This is a genomic window from Streptomyces reniochalinae (genome assembly GCF_003323735.1).
GTDB lineage: Bacteria > Actinomycetota > Actinomycetes > Streptomycetales > Streptomycetaceae > Streptomyces > Streptomyces reniochalinae.
This window is the reverse complement of record NZ_QOIM01000028.1, coordinates 228,513-245,285: the sequence shown is the minus strand read 5'-3', so window position 1 is coordinate 245,285 and position 16,773 is coordinate 228,513. Positions and strand designations below refer to the sequence as shown.

17 protein-coding genes are annotated in these 16,773 nt (G+C 71.7%); 9 read left to right on the top strand and 8 right to left on the bottom strand.

The window, feature by feature from the left end:
- Positions 1-173: 173 nt before the first annotated feature.
- A complete protein-coding gene (locus DQ392_RS10520) occupies positions 174-755 on the bottom strand; it encodes a TetR/AcrR family transcriptional regulator (protein WP_114015266.1) in 582 nt (193 codons plus the stop codon).
- Positions 756-825: 70 nt separating this feature from the next.
- Between DQ392_RS10520 and DQ392_RS10515 the strand changes: the two genes are divergently transcribed.
- The 4 genes from DQ392_RS10515 (at position 826) to DQ392_RS10500 (ending at position 4,302) form a co-directional block, all read left to right on the top strand.
- Complete coding sequence (locus DQ392_RS10515; RefSeq protein WP_114015265.1) at positions 826-1,719, top strand: NADP-dependent oxidoreductase; 894 nt, start codon at positions 826-828, stop codon at positions 1,717-1,719.
- Between the two features lie 203 nt (positions 1,720-1,922).
- Positions 1,923-2,516, top strand: a complete 594-nt coding sequence (locus tag DQ392_RS10510; RefSeq protein WP_181856364.1) for a helix-turn-helix domain-containing protein — start codon at positions 1,923-1,925, stop codon at positions 2,514-2,516.
- Positions 2,517-2,649: 133 nt separating this feature from the next.
- Positions 2,650-3,522 carry a class I SAM-dependent methyltransferase gene (locus DQ392_RS10505; RefSeq protein WP_114015264.1) on the top strand — a complete coding sequence of 291 codons (873 nt, stop codon included), beginning with the start codon at positions 2,650-2,652 and terminating at the stop codon, positions 3,520-3,522.
- A 162-nt stretch (positions 3,523-3,684) separates the two neighbouring features.
- The gene (locus tag DQ392_RS10500) at positions 3,685-4,302 is read left to right on the top strand and encodes a TOPRIM nucleotidyl transferase/hydrolase domain-containing protein (RefSeq protein WP_114015263.1); all 618 of its coding nucleotides are present in this window, start codon (positions 3,685-3,687) and stop codon (positions 4,300-4,302) included.
- A 54-nt stretch (positions 4,303-4,356) separates the two neighbouring features.
- Here the strand turns inward: DQ392_RS10500 and DQ392_RS10495 are convergent, their stop codons facing one another.
- The 4 genes from DQ392_RS10495 to DQ392_RS10480 all read right to left on the bottom strand — a co-directional run bounded on the left by DQ392_RS10495 (position 4,357) and on the right by DQ392_RS10480 (position 7,746).
- A complete protein-coding gene (locus tag DQ392_RS10495) occupies positions 4,357-5,574 on the bottom strand; it encodes an NAD(P)/FAD-dependent oxidoreductase (protein ID WP_220182611.1) in 1,218 nt (405 codons plus the stop codon).
- A complete protein-coding gene (locus DQ392_RS10490) occupies positions 5,571-5,765 on the bottom strand; it encodes a ferredoxin (protein WP_114015262.1) in 195 nt (64 codons plus the stop codon). Before DQ392_RS10490 ends, DQ392_RS10495 begins: the two co-directional genes overlap by 4 nt.
- A gap of 36 nt (positions 5,766-5,801) precedes the next feature.
- Positions 5,802-7,034, bottom strand: a complete 1,233-nt coding sequence (locus DQ392_RS10485; protein ID WP_114015261.1) for a cytochrome P450 — start codon at positions 7,032-7,034, stop codon at positions 5,802-5,804.
- Positions 7,035-7,131: 97 nt separating this feature from the next.
- Positions 7,132-7,746: a TetR/AcrR family transcriptional regulator gene (locus DQ392_RS10480; protein WP_114015260.1), complete on the bottom strand. Its 615-nt coding sequence runs from the start codon at positions 7,744-7,746 to the stop codon at positions 7,132-7,134.
- 244 nt (positions 7,747-7,990) lie between these two features.
- On the opposite strand from DQ392_RS10480, the gene DQ392_RS10475 reads away from it, so the two are divergent.
- Positions 7,991-8,692, top strand: a complete 702-nt coding sequence (locus DQ392_RS10475) for a GNAT family N-acetyltransferase (protein WP_114015259.1) — start codon at positions 7,991-7,993, stop codon at positions 8,690-8,692.
- Between the two features lie 236 nt (positions 8,693-8,928).
- Entirely contained in the window at positions 8,929-9,420 is a 492-nt protein-coding gene (locus DQ392_RS10470; RefSeq protein ID WP_114015258.1) for a DUF6292 family protein, read from the top strand.
- Between the two features lie 119 nt (positions 9,421-9,539).
- Here DQ392_RS10470 and DQ392_RS10465 read toward each other — a convergent pair whose 3' ends face one another.
- Complete coding sequence (locus tag DQ392_RS10465) at positions 9,540-10,991, bottom strand: aromatic amino acid ammonia-lyase (RefSeq protein ID WP_114015257.1); 1,452 nt, start codon at positions 10,989-10,991, stop codon at positions 9,540-9,542.
- Positions 10,992-11,078: 87 nt separating this feature from the next.
- On the opposite strand from DQ392_RS10465, the gene DQ392_RS10460 reads away from it, so the two are divergent.
- The 3 genes from DQ392_RS10460 (at position 11,079) to DQ392_RS10450 (ending at position 14,491) form a co-directional block, all read left to right on the top strand.
- The gene (locus tag DQ392_RS10460; protein ID WP_245981325.1) at positions 11,079-12,461 is read left to right on the top strand and encodes an MFS transporter; all 1,383 of its coding nucleotides are present in this window, start codon (positions 11,079-11,081) and stop codon (positions 12,459-12,461) included.
- Between the two features lie 149 nt (positions 12,462-12,610).
- Positions 12,611-13,969: a hypothetical protein gene (locus DQ392_RS10455; protein ID WP_147266513.1), complete on the top strand. Its 1,359-nt coding sequence runs from the start codon at positions 12,611-12,613 to the stop codon at positions 13,967-13,969.
- An 84-nt stretch (positions 13,970-14,053) separates the two neighbouring features.
- Positions 14,054-14,491, top strand: a complete 438-nt coding sequence (locus DQ392_RS10450) for a glutaredoxin domain-containing protein (RefSeq protein WP_114015254.1) — start codon at positions 14,054-14,056, stop codon at positions 14,489-14,491.
- An 86-nt stretch (positions 14,492-14,577) separates the two neighbouring features.
- On the opposite strand, the gene DQ392_RS10445 is transcribed toward DQ392_RS10450, so the two are convergent.
- Both DQ392_RS10445 and DQ392_RS10440 read right to left on the bottom strand, forming a co-directional pair.
- On the bottom strand, positions 14,578-16,083 hold the full coding sequence (locus DQ392_RS10445) for a cryptochrome/photolyase family protein (RefSeq protein WP_114015253.1): 1,506 nt from the start codon (positions 16,081-16,083) through the stop codon (positions 14,578-14,580).
- A gap of 144 nt (positions 16,084-16,227) precedes the next feature.
- Positions 16,228-16,659 carry a PPOX class F420-dependent oxidoreductase gene (locus tag DQ392_RS10440; protein WP_114015252.1) on the bottom strand — a complete coding sequence of 144 codons (432 nt, stop codon included), beginning with the start codon at positions 16,657-16,659 and terminating at the stop codon, positions 16,228-16,230.
- Positions 16,660-16,773: the final 114 nt, after the last annotated feature.

Genomic DNA, 16,773 nt, shown 5'->3' with positions numbered 1-16,773 from the left:
CGGAGTCGGCCTACAGCATCACGACGGAACCCGCGCTGCACGGCCCGGCCCCAAGCCCTGGGATCCGCGCTCGCCCCACCGAGAAGAGCTGACGAGGAGTCGGACGGGGCGAACGGGGCGGGGATCGCCGCGGCGGGCCGTCGCGGCCCCGGAACCCCCGGAGACAAAGCCCCTCAGGCGGGGTGGCAGGCCACCTCCCAGGCCGCCTCGATCATCCGGAAGATCTCGTCCACCGCGCCATCCGGATCGGCGGCTTCACGCGCCAGCGCATAGGCGTCGATCACGAACCGCGCGATCGTCCGGCGGACCGTCGTGCTCTGTGACAGATCGGGAGCGGCGGCGAGGGCAGCCGCCAGCGATTCCGCGTGGCGCAACCGCATGGACTCCTCGTACTCCCGCAGGGATCGCGACCCCTCGATCATGTGCCAGACGGGGGCGGCGCTTTCCGCCGTGCAGTGCCGCACCAGGGCCAGGATCTCGCGGCGCAGCGCGGGGATGAGCGGCTCGTGCGGCGCCCGGTCGGCGACCGCCCGTGTGAGGCGCTGCTCGAAGCCCTCGTCCTGCTCGAATACCAGGGCCTCTTTCGAGGCGAAGTGAGAGAAGAGCGTGGTGACGGCCACGTCGGCCTCGGCGGCGACGTCACGGATACCCACCGCGTCGTATCCGCGGTCCAGGAAGAGCCGCAGGGCGGCATCGGCGATCTTCTTGCGGGTCGCGGCCTTCTTGCGCTCGCGGCGTCCGGTCGGCACGGTCATGCACTCACGCTAGCAGGTAGGAAACTGCAACTGTTCCGAAACACTAACCGTTAGTGTTACGGTCGACCGCATGAGAAAAGTGATCTTCGCCGAGTTCGGCGGTCCCGACGTTCTGCGACTCGTCGACGCCGAAGAACCCCACGCGGGCCCTGGCCACATCCGCGTCGCCGTGCGGGCGGCGGGTGTGAACCCCGTCGACTGGAGGGTCAGGGAAGGGCAGATCCTCAAGGCCCATCCGATCGAACTGCCGGCCGGAGTCGGGCTGGACGCGTCCGGCGTGGTGGACGAGGTCGGCGAGGGCGTCGAGGGGATCGAGGTCGGAGACCACGTCTTCGGCGAGGGTTCGAGCACCTACGCCGAGTTCGCCGTCCTGTCGGCCTGGGCCAGGATGCCCGAGGGGCTGACGTTCGAGGAGGCGGCCGGATACCCCTCGGTGACGGAGACGGCCCTGCGCGTCATCCGCGAGGTCGGCGTGCGGTCCGGGCAGACACTGCTGGTCAGCGGCGCGTCCGGAGGAGTCGGATCCGCGGTGCTGCAGATCGCCCGCGACCGCGGCATCACGGTGATCGGCACGGCCGGTGTCGCGAACCAGGACTACCTGCGCAGCCTGGGCGCCCTGGCCACGACGTATGGCGAGGGCTGGGTCGAGCGGGTACGGGCACTCGGCCGCGTCGACGCGGCTCTCGACCTGGCCGGCTCGGGCGTCATCCGCGAACTCGTCGACCTGACCGGGGACCCGCTCAAGGTGCTCACCATCGCCGATCTGGCCGCGCCGGAGCTCGGCGTCCGCTTCTCCGGCGTCGCCGGGAGCGTGCCGGACGCGCTCACCGAGGCCGCCGGCCTGATCGCGCGCGGGAAGCTCCACATCCCCGTCGAGCAGTCGTACACGCTCGCCGAAGCGGCGGCGGCGCACATCGACAGCCAGGCCGGCCACACGCGCGGACGCCGGGTCATACTCGTCTGAGCCGACCCCCGGTGCCGGCACGCCAACCTCCGGTTCCGGCACGGTGGTGACTGGTGGTGTGGCGCCTGCCGGTGTGGTGACCACCGGGTGGGGACCGGATCATCCTCGGCGGCGGTGAACGGGCTTACCGCCGTCGAGGCCGCCGGGCAGGGGGACCGCACGCGAGCCGGCCCGGGCTGCGTAGCGTGCATATGCTGCTGCTCATGACGCAAGACGACGATGCCGGCCTGGAGAGCCTCGTACGCAAGCGGATCCGCGCGCTGCGCGTCGCACAGGGCTTGTCCCTGGAAGAGCTGGCCGGCCGCGCCAACCTCAGCCAGTCCTCGCTGAGCCGCATCGAGAACGGGCGGCGACGGCTCGCGCTGGATCAGCTCGTGACTCTCGCCCGCGCTCTGGACACCACACTCGACCAGCTCGTCGAGACCGCCGCCGACGACGTCGTGACCAGCCCGACGATCGACAGCGCCCACGACCGCCTGCGCTGGTCCGTCAAGGGCGACCCCGGCGTGAGCGTCCTGCTCCAGCGGATGACCGACCCGCCGCCCGACGACCCCTCACGCATGCGTGCCCACCCCGGCCGCGAGTGGCTGGTCGTGCTGTCCGGCACCGCGGTCCTCATGCTCGGCCACCACCGCTTCCGCGTCGAAACCCACCAGGCCGCCGAGTTCCCCACGATGATGCCGCACGCGATCGGCGCCGCCGGGAGCGGACCGTGCGAGATCCTCGGCATCTTCGACCGCGACGCCCGCCGCGGCCACCAACCGGACGACGGCGGTGAGACCGGCGGCCGCGCGTGAGAGCGCGAGCCGCAGATGACGGCCCTCGCCCCTGGCGCATGGCTCTTGCGCGACAGGCAGCACCCACGGCCCGCGCCTTGCCTTTGGCGCAAGAGAGGGTGCCCCTGACGCATGACCGGCTTAGTGTGACGGCATGACCACCAAGCATCCGCACACCTCCCACGACAGCACTCAGCCCGGCACGCATCGAAAGCACGAGCCCGGCGACCAGGCCGAGATCCTCGATCTGGACGCCGAGGTTCTCGCCGAACACACCGCCTCCATCACCGCGTGGCTCCCGCTGAAGACGAACCCGCGCCACATCGTCGATCTGGGCTGCGGCACGGGGGCGGGCACCTTCGCCCTGCTCGACCGCTTCCCCGAGGCACACGTCACCGCCGTCGACACATCGGCCGCCCATCTCAAACAGCTGCGCGACACAGCGTGCGCGCGCGGCGTGGAGGAGCACGTGCGCACCGTCCAGGCGGATCTCGACGACTCCGACTGGCCCGACCTCGGCTCACCCGACCTGACATGGGCCTCGGCCTCGATGCACCACATGGCCCACCCGGACCGTGCCCTGAGCAACGTCCACGGCATGCTCGCGCCCGGCGGCCTGTTCGCCGTCGTCGAGCTGGCCGGCTTCCCCCGCTTCCTGCCCGGATACGCCCCCGAGGACCGGCCAGGTCTGGAAGAGCGCTGCCACGCAGCGAGCGACAGCTTCCACGCCGAGCACGTGCCCCACCGCGGCGCCGACTGGGGGCCGATGCTGGCCGCCGCCGGATTCACCGTCGAGGGCGAACGCACCGTGCCGGTGCACATCGAGGGCGCCCGCAGCGAAGCGGTCGGCCGGTACGCGCTCGGCAGTCTGCAACGCATTCGCGGCACCGCCGCCGAGTCACTCTCCAGCGAGGACCTCGCCGCACTCGACCAACTCCTCGACACCGACAGCCCGCACAGCATCCTGCACCGCGACGACCTGGCAGTGCGCACCGAACGCACCGTCTGGGCCGCACGCCGCGCCTGAGTCCTGCGCCGGCCCCCTGGCGCTCCTCCCCCGCTGTGGAGGTGCCGAGCGGCGGCCCCGCTCCGCACCCCGATGCGTCCCGTCCCTTTCGAGGCCGTGGAGCGGCCCGAGACCGTCGGATAACCCCGTGCGGTCCTCTCACCGCAGGTGCAGACTCGGGCCATGACGCAGACGCGGGCGTTCCTGGACGCGGTCGGTGACTGGGCGAGCGGCGGACCGGGCGGGCCGGCAAGTGACCGGGCTCTGCGGCTCGGTGTCCGTACGGCGGTGCTGCTGGAAGGGCTGAGTGATCTCGCGGCCGTCGAGACACTGGCCGCACAGCAGGGCCGGGACCTGCCCGCCGAGGGCGTGTGCGTCGTGCCGATGGGCGGGGCGATGAGTGTCGGCCGCTACGCCGCTCTCCTCGGGCCGCCCGGTCTCGGCCTGCGCTTGGCGGGACTGTGCGACGAGCGCGAGCGCGGTTTCTTCGACCGCGGGTTCGCGCGGGCGCGGGCACCGCACGGGGACGTCTTCGTGTGTGCGGCCGACCTGGAGGACGAGATGGTCCGTGCGTTGGGGACGGCGCGGGTGGAGGAGATCGTCCGCGGTGAGGGCGACCTCCGCGCCTGGCAGACCTTCCTCCACCAGCCCGCACACCGCGACCGCCCCCGGTCACAGCAGTTGCGGCGGTTCCTCGGCACGAAGAAGGGTCGCAAGATCCGCTACGGCCACCTCCTGGTCGAGGCGCTCGGTCCCGAGCAGGTACCGGCTCCCCTCGACAACCTGCTCAGGAGCCTGTGACCCGCCCGGAACCGAGAGACCGCGTGACCCGTGAGCGGTCACGGCAACGCTCCGTCAGGCGACGAGGGAGTCCGTGGTGAGGGTGTGCCAGTCCGCTCCGGCGGCTATGGCGGCCCGCCACCGGCGGAGTGCCTTCGGCGGCATGCCCACGGCGAGGGCGCCGGTGAGGGTGCGGCCGGTGCGGTAGAGGACAAGGAAGCGGCCGTCGGCCAGATCGCCCTCCACCACCCGCGCCTCGTCATGGCCGCGCACCTGGCCGTAGGCCTGGATCTTCCTGCCGTGCTGGTCCGACCAGAAGTACGGGATGGGGACGAACGGCGCTGCCTGCTCGGGCCGCAGCAGGTTGCGTGCCGCGGACATGCCCTGTTCGGCGGCGTTGGTGCGGTGCTCGACGCGCATCAAGGTGTCGAACAGCGTGTGGTGCCAGCGGGCCACGTCGCCTGCCGCGTACACCCCGGGGGCGGCGGCGTTGTACTCGTCGCACACCACACCGTCGGACAGCCGCAGTCCGCTCCCCCGCAGCCATGCGGTGTTGGGTTCGGATCCGACAGCCACCAGCACGTCGTCGGCCGGGAGCGAGGTTCCGTCTGACAGGCGGACCCCGGTGACCCGGCCGGTCCCGGCGGCGATCTCGGCGACCTGCGTACCCAGACGCAGGTCGACCCCGTGGTCTCGGTGCAACTGGGCCAGGTGGGCGCCGACTCGGTGTCCGACGGCGTGTGCGAGGGGGACGGCGGCGGGTTCGACGAGGGTCACGTCCACATCGAGGGTGCGCGCCGCGGAGGCGACCTCCGCGCCGAGGAACCCGGCGCCGACCACGACCAACCGCCGTCCAGCGGTCAGCCGTTGCCGCAGGCCGAGGGCGTCCCGCAGGTCGCGGAGCACGTGCACGCCCGGAGTGCCGCACCACGGCAGCAGCCGGGGGCGGACCCCCGTGGCGACGATCAGCGCGTCGTAGCCGATGTCCGTGCCGTCGGCCAGGGTGACCGTCCGGGCAGCGGGCGAGAGTGCGGCCGCGGCCGTACCGAGCCGCAGGTCGATGTCGAGCGCCCGCAGGTCTTCCGCTGTGCGCAGTGCCGTGCGCGCGGCGGGCCAGGCCCCGGTCAGAACCTGTTTGGACAGCGGCGGGCGGTCGTAAGGAAGGTGCCGCTCCTGGCCGACGAGGGTGACCGTGCCCGCGAAGCCCTCTCGGCGCAGGGTCTCGGCGGCGGACAGTCCGGCCGCCGAGGCTCCTGCTATGACGACGCGTCGCGGCGGCGGCGAGGGTGTCACTTCTCCACCAGGCTGATGACGGCGGCCGGGCAGAGCGCCGCCGCTTCCCGCACGTCGTCGTGCATGCCGGTGTCCGGACGGTCGTTCAGCGTCACGACGATGCCGTCGTCGTCCTGGTCGAAGACGTCGGGGGCCGCCAGGACGCACTGCCCGGACGCGACGCACTTGGGCTGGTCGACTTCCACACGCATGGGTTACTCACTTCTCTCGTCGAGGGCGGCGAAGGGTTACCAGGTGACGGGGAGCTTGTAGACGCCGTAGACGATGCCGTCGTGCTTGAACTCGAGCTGCTCGAACGGGGTGGCCAGCGCCAGGGTGGGGATGCGGCGGTACAGCGTGCTGTAGACGATCTGGAGCTCGACGCGGGCGAGCGGCTGGCCGAGGCACTGGTGCACGCCGTAGCCGAAGGCGACGTGGCGGCGGGCGTCCCGTCCGATGTCGAGCCGGTCGGGCCCGGGAAAGGCGTCCGGGTCCCGGTTGGCGATGTCGTTGGCGAAGATGATGCCTTCACCGGCGCGGATGGTCTCGCCACCGATCTCGATGTCCTCCAGCGCCACGCGACGGCGCCCGGAGTGGGTGATGTTCAGGTAGCGGAGGAGTTCCTCGACCGCGCCCGCGACGGCCTTGGGGTCGTCCTCAAAGTCCCGTAGCCGGGCGAGTTGGTCGGGGTTCCGCAGCAGCGCGACGGTGCCCAGAGCGATCATGTTGGCGGTGGTCTCGTGGCCCGCGGCGAGCAGGAGGTTACCCATGCGCGCTGCTTCGCGCCGCGTCATCTCGCCGGTGGCGACGCGCTCGGTGGCCAGGGTGGACAAGAGGTCGTCGGCGGGCCGCGCGAGCTTGTCACCAAGGAGGTCGTCCATGTAGTCGACGAGCGCCTTGTTCGCCGCTGCCACCTCCTCGGGCGTGGAGGTGCGGCGGACGATGACCCTGGTGTTGCGCTGGAAGAAGTCGTGCTTCTCGTACGGCACACCGAGCAGCGCGCAGATGACGAGGCTGGGGACGGGCAGCGCGAACGCCTCGACGAGGTCGACCGGCCGGGGGCCCGCGAGCAGCGCGTCGATCAGGTCGTCGACGATCTTCTGGATGGCCGGCCGCAGGGCCTCCATCTTCTTGATGGCGAAGGGGGACGTCACCATCCGGCGCATCCGGGCGTGCTCCGGATCGTCCATGGTCAGGAAGGTCTGGGTGGCGGGGTCGCTGCCCTGCATCGAGGCGGACCTGTGCGGATAGCCGTCGCGAGTGCAGTCGGCACTGACCCGTGGGTCGTTCAGCAGTGCGCGCAGGTCTTCGTGACGAGTGATCAGCCACGGCTGCGTGCCGTCCCAGATTCGCACGCGGGAGACAGGTCGGTCCGCGTGCGGGGGACGAAGGGCCGGCGGGGGGTCGAAGGGGCACCCCGCTGCCCTGGGTGAAGGAAATCCGGGCAGTCCGGCTGCGGTGTCCGCCACTGTCTCCGTCATACATGCCTCCACGGCAGAGGAATTGCGTCCTTCCTTTGCTAACACCGTTAGGTGCCTTGGGCAATCACTTGGCCCGAAGTGATCGGCGGCACCCATGTCATCTGGTCAGCGCCAAGTCGAGGAGGTCGTCGGCCATTTCCTCCAACGCCTGGCGGTCCGCCTGGAACGGCGTGGACATGGCCATCGCCACCACCCCGTGCAGGGAGAACCACAGCAACCTGGCCACCCGCCTGTCGTCGGACTCCGACGCCCCGCGCCGACAGGCCGCGACGGCGTCGTGCCACGCCTCGGCCACCAGCCACAGCGGGTGGGAGGCCAGCTCCTCGCGGGGAACCTCGATCCGCTCGATGCCGAACATCAGCCGGTAGAGCCTCGGGTTGTCCAGAGCCAGCCGGCAATACCGCAGGGTCATGGCACGCAACCCCGCCCGCGGCCCGTCGACCGCCCCCCGCTCCCCGGCCGCTCGCAGGTCGGCGACCAGCCGTTCGTACGCCCGTCGCGTGAGCGTGGACACCAGCTCCGCACGGTCCTCGAAGTGCAGGTAGATGCTGGGGGCCGAGATACCGACCTCACGGGCGACCGCACGCAGGGAGAGGTCCCCTTCGCGGCCGGACTCCGCCAACAGTCGTGCGGCGGCCGCGAGGATCTCCTCGCGCAGTGCGCCGCCCTCCCCCCACCGGCTCGGCGTGCGGCGCTTGAATCCGTCAGTCACCTCGTCCCCTTCCGGCCATGGAAAGCACCACTCATTGTGGCTCGAACTTATCGATCCGCTGCGCCGCGGAAATCCGCTGCGCGCCACCGCCGGGCGGCGGTGGTGCGCGGCGACGGGGTCCGTCCACGGCGGCTCCTCGGCCCGGGGCCGGCCCGCCCATCCGTAGGATGATCGGCACGGCGGGTTGGTCGCCCGTCGGATCCGCCACCGTCACCCCGTAGGACACGAAAGGCGAAGCACCACGATGAAGCGCGACGCCGCCGCACTCGACGACCCGGTGGGTGCCTCGCTCCGCGGGCACCACGCGCACCTCGCCCGCCGCCTCGGCCGGGTCGCCGGCTTTCTGCCCGAAGTCGCGACCTTCTCCTCCGTCGGCGCCGATCCGGGACCCGGGCAGTGGGTGGACCTGGCCCGGCTGCTGGGTCGAGGACAGCTCGCCGACATGTTCAGCTGCCCGGCGGCCCCGCCTCGGGACTGGGAACCGGTCTTCGTCCTGGAAGGCCGCCAGATGGTGTGGTCCGACAGCGACCGCCTCGCCCCGCCACCTACGGGCGCCGCCACCGGCGTGGTCGAGCTGGGGGCGGAGAGCGTGCCCGAGATGCTCGATCTCGTCGCCCGCACGCGGCCAGGACCCTTTCGGCAGCGCACCCACGAACTCGGCACCTATCTCGGCGTCCGCGAGAACGGCGCCCTGGTGGCGATGGCGGGAGAACGACTGCGGCCGCCGGGCTGGGCCGAGATCAGCGCGGTGTGCACGGCTCCCGAAGCGCGCGGGCGAGGACACGCGGCCCGTGTGGTGCGTGCGCTCGTGGCGCGGATCATGGCCCGTGGCGAAACCCCCTTCCTGCACGCGGCCGAGGCGAACACCGGCGCGATCGCCCTCTACGAAAGGCTCGGCTTCCAGTTCAGGAGGCATGTGACGTTCCGGGGCTTCCGCACGCCGTGACCAGGTCGCCCCGACGGCGACCTCGGCGTGCGCCGCGCACGTCCGGGGGCCGAACGCCGGCAGCGGGCAGCGGGCAGCGGGCAGCGGGCAGCGGGCAGCGGGCAGCGGCACGACCCTGTGCCGGTCGCCTCGGTACCGTCCCGCCGGCATGTGGGCGGGCGCGCGAGAGGGTGTTAATCCGTGCGTCTTCCGCGCGCCCCGCGGCTCGGGACCGGGGCAGGGGTGATGCTGCCGCTATGACTGACCTTCTCGCGGGCGTGCTCTTTGAATGCGCCCATGCCCCCTACCTGCGCGCCGTCACACGCGCCTTCGGGGACCGTGCCGGCGCGACCAGCCTGGAGCCGCCCACACCCGACGCCTCGGCCCTGCTGGAGATCTCGGTGGAGTGCGACGGGCGGTGGGCACTGTTCTGGGGCCAGGACGACGGCTGGTGGTACGACACCGTGGACCCGGACGGTGAGCCGAGCGGCCGTCGCCGTCATCTGGTCGCCGACGCGCTGGTGCCCGCACCCGACGATGTCCTCCGAGCCGCCGAGCTTCTCGACGAGAGAGCCGACGAGTTGCCCCTACAGGCCGCGGAGACCACCGTCGGAGATGACGTACGGCTCGCCCCGCCACAGGCGCGAGCCGTCGCGCACGGCGACCTGACCGAGCCGGTCGCCCGACGTCTGGCGGTGTACGCGGCGGGCGAGGAAGTGCGGGAAGTGCCGGTCCAGCCGGCGCCGTGAGCGCCACCCGGAGGGGGTCAGGGCGCGCGGCGGCCTGACCCCCTCCGTCGCGCCGCGGCCCCTTGTGTGCTGGGCGGAGCGGTCCTCACCCAGCGGCGCGTCGCTGCACGGGACGCCGCTCACAGAGCGGCGAACCCGGCCACGAGCTGTTCGGCCTGGGCGATCTCTTCCGTCAACGGGTGGTCCTCGGCGACCATCGGCAGGGACGCCGCAGCGATGCGGAACGCCTCCGCGACCGGGGCGTGCGGCAGTTCCCCGGACCTGAGCCGCAGCGCCCGTACGGCGGCCAGCAGTTCGCACGCGAGCACGGTACGGTAGGCGCCGATCGCGGCGGAGGTGCTGCGCGCCGCCTGGGTGGAGAAGCTGGCGTGGTCCTCCAGGCCGCGGGAGATGACGGCCGTTCCCAAAGTGACCGGTGCGGCCGCGTGCCGCAACTGGCTGAGGGCGTCGTGGGCGACGTATTCGAGGATCATGATGCCCGAACTGCCGGACGGCCCGGCGGCCAGGAACGGGGACAGCCCCGTCAGCTCTGGTTCGACCAGGTCGCCGAGCCGAGCCGCCGACAGCTCCGCGACGTGGTGGAGCGCGGCCCTCAGGTGGTCGAGCGACAGCGCGAGGTAGGCCGTGGAGAAGTGTCCGTGGTGGTAGGCGTTCTCCGTGTCGATGTCGATGAACGGGTTCTCCGCGGCGGCGTTGAGGTCGGTGGTCAGCACGCTCTCCAGGGAGTCGACAGCGTCCAGCGCCGGCCCCTGAACCTGGGGGAACGCACGCAGCCCGAAGGGGTCCTGCAGCCTGCGGCCGGCCCGGGGCTCGTCGTCGCCCCACAGGATGCGGCGCATCTCGGCGGCGCTGCGCACGGATCCGGGGTGCGGCCGCTGCGCGTGGACGCGAGCGCTGAACGCTTCGGGTGAACCGCCGAGCGCGCAGTAGGACAGCCCCGCGACGAGGTGGCTGGAGTGGAGCAGCTCGCGCAGGTCGTGCCACGCCAGTACGGACTCCGCGAGGGTGGCGGCGTTGCTCGAGATGAACGCCAGGGCGTCGCCGGGGCTGATCGGCACCGGAGGGAGGGAGCCCACGGCCCAGGGGCGCCGCCCGGCGAGCGTCAGGGCGATCTCGGCGAGCGCGCTGAGGTCACCGGTGCCGATGGCGCCGAGGGAGTGCACGCGCGGGAGGGCGCCGACGCGCAGCGCGCCGGACAGGGCCTCCAGGAGGCGGGGGTGGACCCCGCTGCCGGCCGCGGCGAGCTGGTTGAGGCGGATCAGCAGGGTCGAGCGGACGAGGGGGTCGGCTGCCGGCTCGCCCGTGCCGCCCGCGTGGCTGCTGAGGAGGCGCAGGCCGTGCTGGTCGGCGGAGTCGGGGTCGACGACGTCGTGCCGGTTCGCTCCGACGCCGGTCGTCCGCCCGTAGACGGCTCTCTTGGCGCCGATGTCCCGCGCCACCACGTAGGCTTCGCGGGCCCTTACGAGCGCTGCGTCGTCGAGCTTCGCCCACGCGCTCCGGCGTGCCACGCGGACGACGTCGGCACAGCGCAGGTGCCGACCGTCGATGCGGACAGTGCTGCTGTCGGTCATCACCCACCCCTTGACATAGATCTATTCACCTCTGAGGCTGCATGAAATCCTCCATTCATGGTGCTTGGCAAGTCTGAGGAGAAAGCCGTGGAACACGTCCCCGAGGCCACCCGCACCCCGAAGCAGCCGAACACCCCCAGCCCGCCTGACGGCGCGGCAGCCTCCCCGCAGGGGCCCCCGACCCTCGACGACGCGCCCCTGAACCGCTTCCACATCAAGATCACCGCGCTCACCTTCGGCGCGAACTTCTCCGACGGCTACCACCTGGGCATCATCGGCATCGCCCTGACACTGATCACCCCGCAGATGCAACTCGGCGCGGCCTGGCAGGGCCTGCTCGGAGCCTCGGCGCTGATCGGCATCTTCGCGGGAAGCATCGTGCTCGGCTGGGCCGCCGACCGCTACGGAAGACAGCGGATCTACATGCTGGACTTCCTGCTGATCACGGTCGCCTCCGTGGCCCAGTTCTTCGTCACCGGGCCCACCGAACTGTTCGTGCTGCGCCTCCTGATCGGCTTCGGCATCGGCGCCGACTACGCCCTCGGCCCGACGCTGGTGGCCGAGTTCTGCCCGCGCCGCTACCGCGGCGGCCTCCTCGCCTCACTCACCGCGATGTGGACCGTCGGGTACATCGCCGCCTACTTCCTCGGCAACTACCTGGTCGACTTCGGCGGAGACAGCTGGCGGTGGCTGTTGGCCAGCAGCGCCCTCCCCGCGGTCTTCGTCCTGCTGATGCGCGTCGGCACCCCCGAGTCCCCGCGCTGGCTCATCAGCAGGGGACGCGTCGACGAGGCCAAGGCGGTGGTCGCCAAGCACATCGGCTCCGGGATCGACCTCTCCCCTCTCCTCACGCGAGCGCAGCCCGAGGAAACGCACGACTACCGCGAGCTGTTCCGCCGACGTCACCGCAGGAACACCCTCTTCGGCGTCCTCTACTACAACTGCCAGGTCATCCCGTACTTCGCCATCTACACGTTCCTGCCGACGGTCATGGCACGCCTGGGGCTCGCGGACGAGGAGTTCCTCGGCAACGGGCTGCTCAACGTCTTCCTGCTGCTGGGCGGCGTCGGCGGGCTGTGGTTCGTGGCCAGGTTCACCCGCCGCGGGTTCCTCATCTCCTCGTTCGCCGTCATGTCCCTCGCGCTCGGGGTGATCGGTGTCTGGCCGAGCGCGCCGACACTGCTGCTGTTTCCCCTCTTCCTGGTCTTCACGTTCACCATGTCGGCCTCTTCCAATCTCGACCAGGTCTATCCCCCGGAGCTGTTCCCCACCGGGGTACGCAGTTCGGGCGTGGGCCTGCTGAACGGGCTGAGCCGGATCGGCTCCGCCGTGGGTACGTTCCTGCTGCCGGTGAGCCTCTCGACGTTCGGGTTCTCCACCTCCATGGTCGCGCTCACCGGTTTCCTCGTTCTCGGAGCGGTGGTGTCCGTGGCCTGGGCACCGGAGACGAGCGGGATGGAACTGGACTGAGACACTGCCCGGCAGGCGCGGACACAGCGGAGACGGGTGCGTACCCGCACGAGCGTGCGCGCACCGGGGTGGCTGCCGTCGCCCCCGGCATCCGACGGAAGGGAGCGGACGCGAGAGGCCAACGCACGTTCGTACTACAGTCGGTCCGCATGGATGCACGCCTTCCTTCCAGGCGCGAGTTGCTGAGCGTGGCAGCCCTCGCCGGAGCCACCGCGCTGACCGGGTGCTCGACGCACGGTTCCGACCGGTCGAACGGCCGTGGAAAGGGGAAGCCCTCACCCACCCCCTCCACCACCGACCTGGCTCGCCTCGACGACGGCCTGCCCCTCGACCCGGCAGCCTCCGCCCGGTCGGGCTCCGGCGCCTGGCGCTACACCCATCTCGCGGACACCTTCGACGGCTCCTACCAGGCACTCGCCGTCACCTCACGCGACGACGTGTGGGCGTTCGGCGTCCGCGGCGGGGTGAAGGACGGCCAGGGGCCCGACGCCCTGTTCCTGGACCACTGGGACGGCGACCGGTGGCGCAGCCACCCGCTGCCGGACGGACTCGCCCCGAAGGCCGCGTCCTGGGCGCTCGCCGCGAGCGGCCCGGACGATGTGTGGCTCGCGAGCCGCCCGTCGCGGAGCGCCCCCTCCGCACACCACTGGGACGGCCACACGTGGCGGACCCTGCCCGCACCGCCGGCGGTGAAGAGCGAGGTGTCCGGGGGCGACGAACTGTACGGGTCCTGGTTCGCCGCCGTCGGCCCGCGCCTGTGGCTCTGCGTCGACGGGAAGACGCTCCACTGGGACGGGGACGCCTGGCAGGTGCCCGAACTGCCCTTCCACGCCTCGGCGATCACCGCGGCCCGCGCGGAGGATCCGAAGGCCACTTTGCGGGTCTGGGTCGTGGGGAGCGTCGATACCGACTGCGGGTCGGGCGAGTGCTATCCGCAACCGGCGAGCGCCCGCTGGGCACATGACGGCTGGCAGAAGCTGGACACCCCGGCCTACCGCTTCCCCGACCCCGTGCCGCCCGAGGCGAGCGCGTCCCTGGCCACCGTCGTCCACGACCCGGAGCGCGACCGTCTGTGGTCCCTCGGGCGCAACGACTTCAACCACGGCGAGGTCGAAGAGGAGCCCGACTCGGAGACCATCCTGCTGACGGGCGACGGGAGCGGCTGGACCAAACGCCGACTGCCGCGCATGAACCGTGCCGTCTCCACCGCCACCACCGTTCCCGACGGGACCGGAAGCCTGCTGCTGGACTCGCAGAACCGGCTCACGAAAGACGGGAAGGTGCGTCGCCTGGACAGCCCGGGAAGGCTGCCCGATCCGCCGGAATACGCCTCCGCGCCACCGGAGAAGTACGACTTCGGGCAGCCGATGGAGTGCTCCGTCCTGTGTCTGGTCCCCGGCACCCGTACCGTGCTCGCCGCGGGTGCGGTGCGCTACATCCCGCCGGGCACCAACGAGCAACCCCTTCGCCCCATGCTCGCCCGCTACGACGCGGGCGGTCAGGACTGAGCGGCCTCCCGACGCCCTGCGGCAGTGGCGCCTCCCGCACCGTCCGGTGCCGGAGCGTCTCGGTCCGTCGGTAACCTGTGCCCCATGAAACGTCCGTGGACTGTGCCGATGTTGTACGTGCTCTGCGGCGCGGTCGTCGCGGCATGGCTGGTCTCCCAGGGAAGTTCCGGTACCGCCGCGGTTCTGCTGGTGCTGTTCGTCCTGCTCGCCGTCGCGCACTCGCCCGTGATCTTCCCGCGGTCGATCGGCGCGCTGGAGGCGCAACGCCGCAGCGCGGCCGACGGCCGACCGGTCGTCTTCTGGCGGCCGGGCTGCGCGTACTGCCTGCGCATGCGCCTCAAGCTGGGCCGCAGCGCCCGCCGACTGCACTGGGTCGACATCTGGCGCGACCCGGCCGGAGCGGCGGCGGTGCGAGCGGCCAACGACGGCGACGAGACCGTGCCGACCGTCCTGCTGGCGGGGCGGGCACACGTCAACCCCGATCCCGCATGGGTGCGCGAACACCTCTCGCCTTCCGCCTGAGCGAGCGCGGCGCCACAGCGGCGCCGCAGCGAGGGCGAGACCTCTTCACCCGCTGGGGGCCACATCCGTGTCCGGGTGCGGACCGTTCACGGCGCCGCGTCGGGGTCCCGTCGCCGGGCGTCACGCAGTACGTCGTCCAGGTCGCTGATGCGGTCGAGTTGCTTGACGGCGCGGGCGGAGCGGTAGTTGTGCGAGAGCCGGTCGCGGTGGCGGTGGATGAACTCCCAGTAACCCGCCGTGTAGGGGCAGGCGCGCTCGCCGGTGCGTTCGGTGGGCCGGTAGGCGCAGGGCCCGCACAGGTCGCTCATGGTGTTGATGTAGGAGCCTCCGGCCACATACGGCTTGGTGGTGATGCGCCCGCCGTCGGCGTACTGGGACATGCCGATGACGTTGGTGAGCATCACCCAGTCGTACCCGTCCACGAAACAGCGGTGGAACCAGTCGGTCACCGCCGCCGGATCCCAGCCGCGCTGTAGCGCGTGGTTGCCCAGAATCATCAGCCGGGGGATGTGGTGCACCCAGCCACGGTCGCGCACCTGCGCCAGGGTCGTGGACAGGCAGCGGGCCTCGACCGCCTCGGCGTCCAGACGGGAGAACCAGTCCGGCAGTGGCGCGTGGTGGCCCAGCGCGTTGGACTCCCGGTAGCGCGGGCCGAAGTACCAGTACAGGTTCCACATGTACTCGCGCCACCCGGCGACCTGCCGGACGTAACCCTCTACGGAGTTGAGCGGCGCCTCGCCCGCGCGGTAGGCCTTCTCAGCGGCCTCGACGCACTCCGCCGGATCGAGCAGCCCCAGGTTGAGCGCGGCGGACAGCATGCTGTGGCTCATGGCCCAGTCCCCCGCGAGCATGGCGTCTTCCCAGCGGCCGAAGGTGGGCAGGCGCTTCTTCACGAACGCGCGCAGCGCACGCCGGGCCTCCGCACGGCTCGCCGGAAACCGCCGTGGCCCGTCCCGGCCGACGAAGGAGACCTCGCCTTTCCGCTCCCAGCGGTCCAGATCGGCCCTGACCTCGTCGTCGATGGCGTCCTCGCGCGGCAGGTAGGGAGCCGGCACCGGCAACGTGTCCCTGTCCTTGGGCGGGGGCTCGCGGTTGTCGGTGTCCAGGTTCCACTTCCCGCCTGCGGGCTGGTCGCCGTCCATCAGCAGCGCGTGGTCCTGGCGCACGTACCGGTAGAAGTCCTCCATCCGCAGGTGCCCGCCGCGGGCGGACTCCGCCCACCGGCTGAACGCGTCCGGCTCGACGAGGAACCCGCGCGGGGGCAGCACCCGCACCTGTGCGTGCTCGCGCACGAAGCGCGCAGCGGCGTGGGAGGTGGGGTGGTGAACCGTCACGGACGCGTCACCCACGGCCCGGGCCAGGCCGTCGCGGTAGGTCTCCGCCCTGAGGTAGCGCACCCGGTCCCCGAGTTCGGCCGCACGGTGCCGCATGGCCGACAGCAGCAGGTGCGCCTTGGCACGGTGGAAGCGCCGGCGGCGCAGGACGGACCGCGACTCGATCATGACGACGGTGCTGTCTGGACGCAGGAAGTGCGGTCCCAGCTGATCTCCGAACAGCCAGTGGAACGGTTCCTCAAAGCGCTCGTCCGCCATCACGTGGATCCTTCCCTGGCTGCCTCACCCGGCCACCGCCAGTGTGATCCACGTTGCGCCGCGGGCGGAGGCGGCACGCTCGGGACCGGCCCGGCCGGCCCCGGCCGCTGTGGACGCCGACGTCCGCGGCGTGAACGCCGCTCCTCAGCGGAGCCTGGCGCCGTACACGTGGTCGACCGCCATCGTCATCAGCACGCGCCGGTCGGAGACCATCGTGGAGCGGTACTCGTCCCAGTCCGGGTGCTCCCCCGCGGCGAGCCGGTAGTAGCGCACCAGCGCCTCGGCCTCCGGGCCGTGGGGATCCGTTCCAGGACCGGTGAGCGTCACCGTGCCCTCGGCTGTGGCCCACCCCCAGCCGTCGGCGCTGGTGACCTCCAGGGCTGCGCGGGGGTCGCGCCGCAGGTTCGCCGTCTTGGCGCGTCCTTCGGTCATCGACACGTACAGGCGGTCGGCCTCGCGGTCGTAGAACGGCTGCACGGGTGAGAGCTGAGGCCGGCCGTCCGACTTGAGGGTGGCGAGGATGCCGAGCCGGCTCTCGGTCAGCAGGGTGCGTGGGTCGAATGCGGTGGTCGTCATGGCGTGAGATCAACCCACAACCGGGTGCGGGTATTCCCGAACCTCGGTGTGGCGCCGCAGTTTTCACCGGATTCCCGCAAGCGGGGACACGCCTGGCGGGCGGCCGGATGGTGC

What these genes read in the sequence shown, in the direction of transcription:
- DQ392_RS10475 (WP_114015259.1), top strand. Translation starts at nt 7,991, where the DNA reads ATGAAGCGCGACGCCGCCGCACTCGACGACCCGGTGGGTGCCTCGCTC.
- DQ392_RS10485 (WP_114015261.1), bottom strand. Translation starts at nt 7,034, where the DNA reads ATGACGGAGACAGTGGCGGACACCGCAGCCGGACTGCCCGGATTTCCT.
- DQ392_RS10470 (WP_114015258.1), top strand. Translation starts at nt 8,929, where the DNA reads ATGACTGACCTTCTCGCGGGCGTGCTCTTTGAATGCGCCCATGCCCCC.
- DQ392_RS10515 (WP_114015265.1), top strand. Translation starts at nt 826, where the DNA reads ATGAGAAAAGTGATCTTCGCCGAGTTCGGCGGTCCCGACGTTCTGCGA.
- DQ392_RS10450 (WP_114015254.1), top strand. Translation starts at nt 14,054, where the DNA reads ATGAAACGTCCGTGGACTGTGCCGATGTTGTACGTGCTCTGCGGCGCG.
- DQ392_RS10500 (WP_114015263.1), top strand. Translation starts at nt 3,685, where the DNA reads ATGACGCAGACGCGGGCGTTCCTGGACGCGGTCGGTGACTGGGCGAGC.
- DQ392_RS10445 (WP_114015253.1), bottom strand. Translation starts at nt 16,083, where the DNA reads ATGGCGGACGAGCGCTTTGAGGAACCGTTCCACTGGCTGTTCGGAGAT.
- DQ392_RS10510 (WP_181856364.1), top strand. Translation starts at nt 1,923, where the DNA reads ATGACGCAAGACGACGATGCCGGCCTGGAGAGCCTCGTACGCAAGCGG.
- DQ392_RS10465 (WP_114015257.1), bottom strand. Translation starts at nt 10,991, where the DNA reads ATGACCGACAGCAGCACTGTCCGCATCGACGGTCGGCACCTGCGCTGT.
- DQ392_RS10520 (WP_114015266.1), bottom strand. Translation starts at nt 755, where the DNA reads ATGACCGTGCCGACCGGACGCCGCGAGCGCAAGAAGGCCGCGACCCGC.
- DQ392_RS10455 (WP_147266513.1), top strand. Translation starts at nt 12,611, where the DNA reads ATGGATGCACGCCTTCCTTCCAGGCGCGAGTTGCTGAGCGTGGCAGCC.
- DQ392_RS10490 (WP_114015262.1), bottom strand. Translation starts at nt 5,765, where the DNA reads ATGCGTGTGGAAGTCGACCAGCCCAAGTGCGTCGCGTCCGGGCAGTGC.
- DQ392_RS10440 (WP_114015252.1), bottom strand. Translation starts at nt 16,659, where the DNA reads ATGACGACCACCGCATTCGACCCACGCACCCTGCTGACCGAGAGCCGG.
- DQ392_RS10505 (WP_114015264.1), top strand. Translation starts at nt 2,650, where the DNA reads ATGACCACCAAGCATCCGCACACCTCCCACGACAGCACTCAGCCCGGC.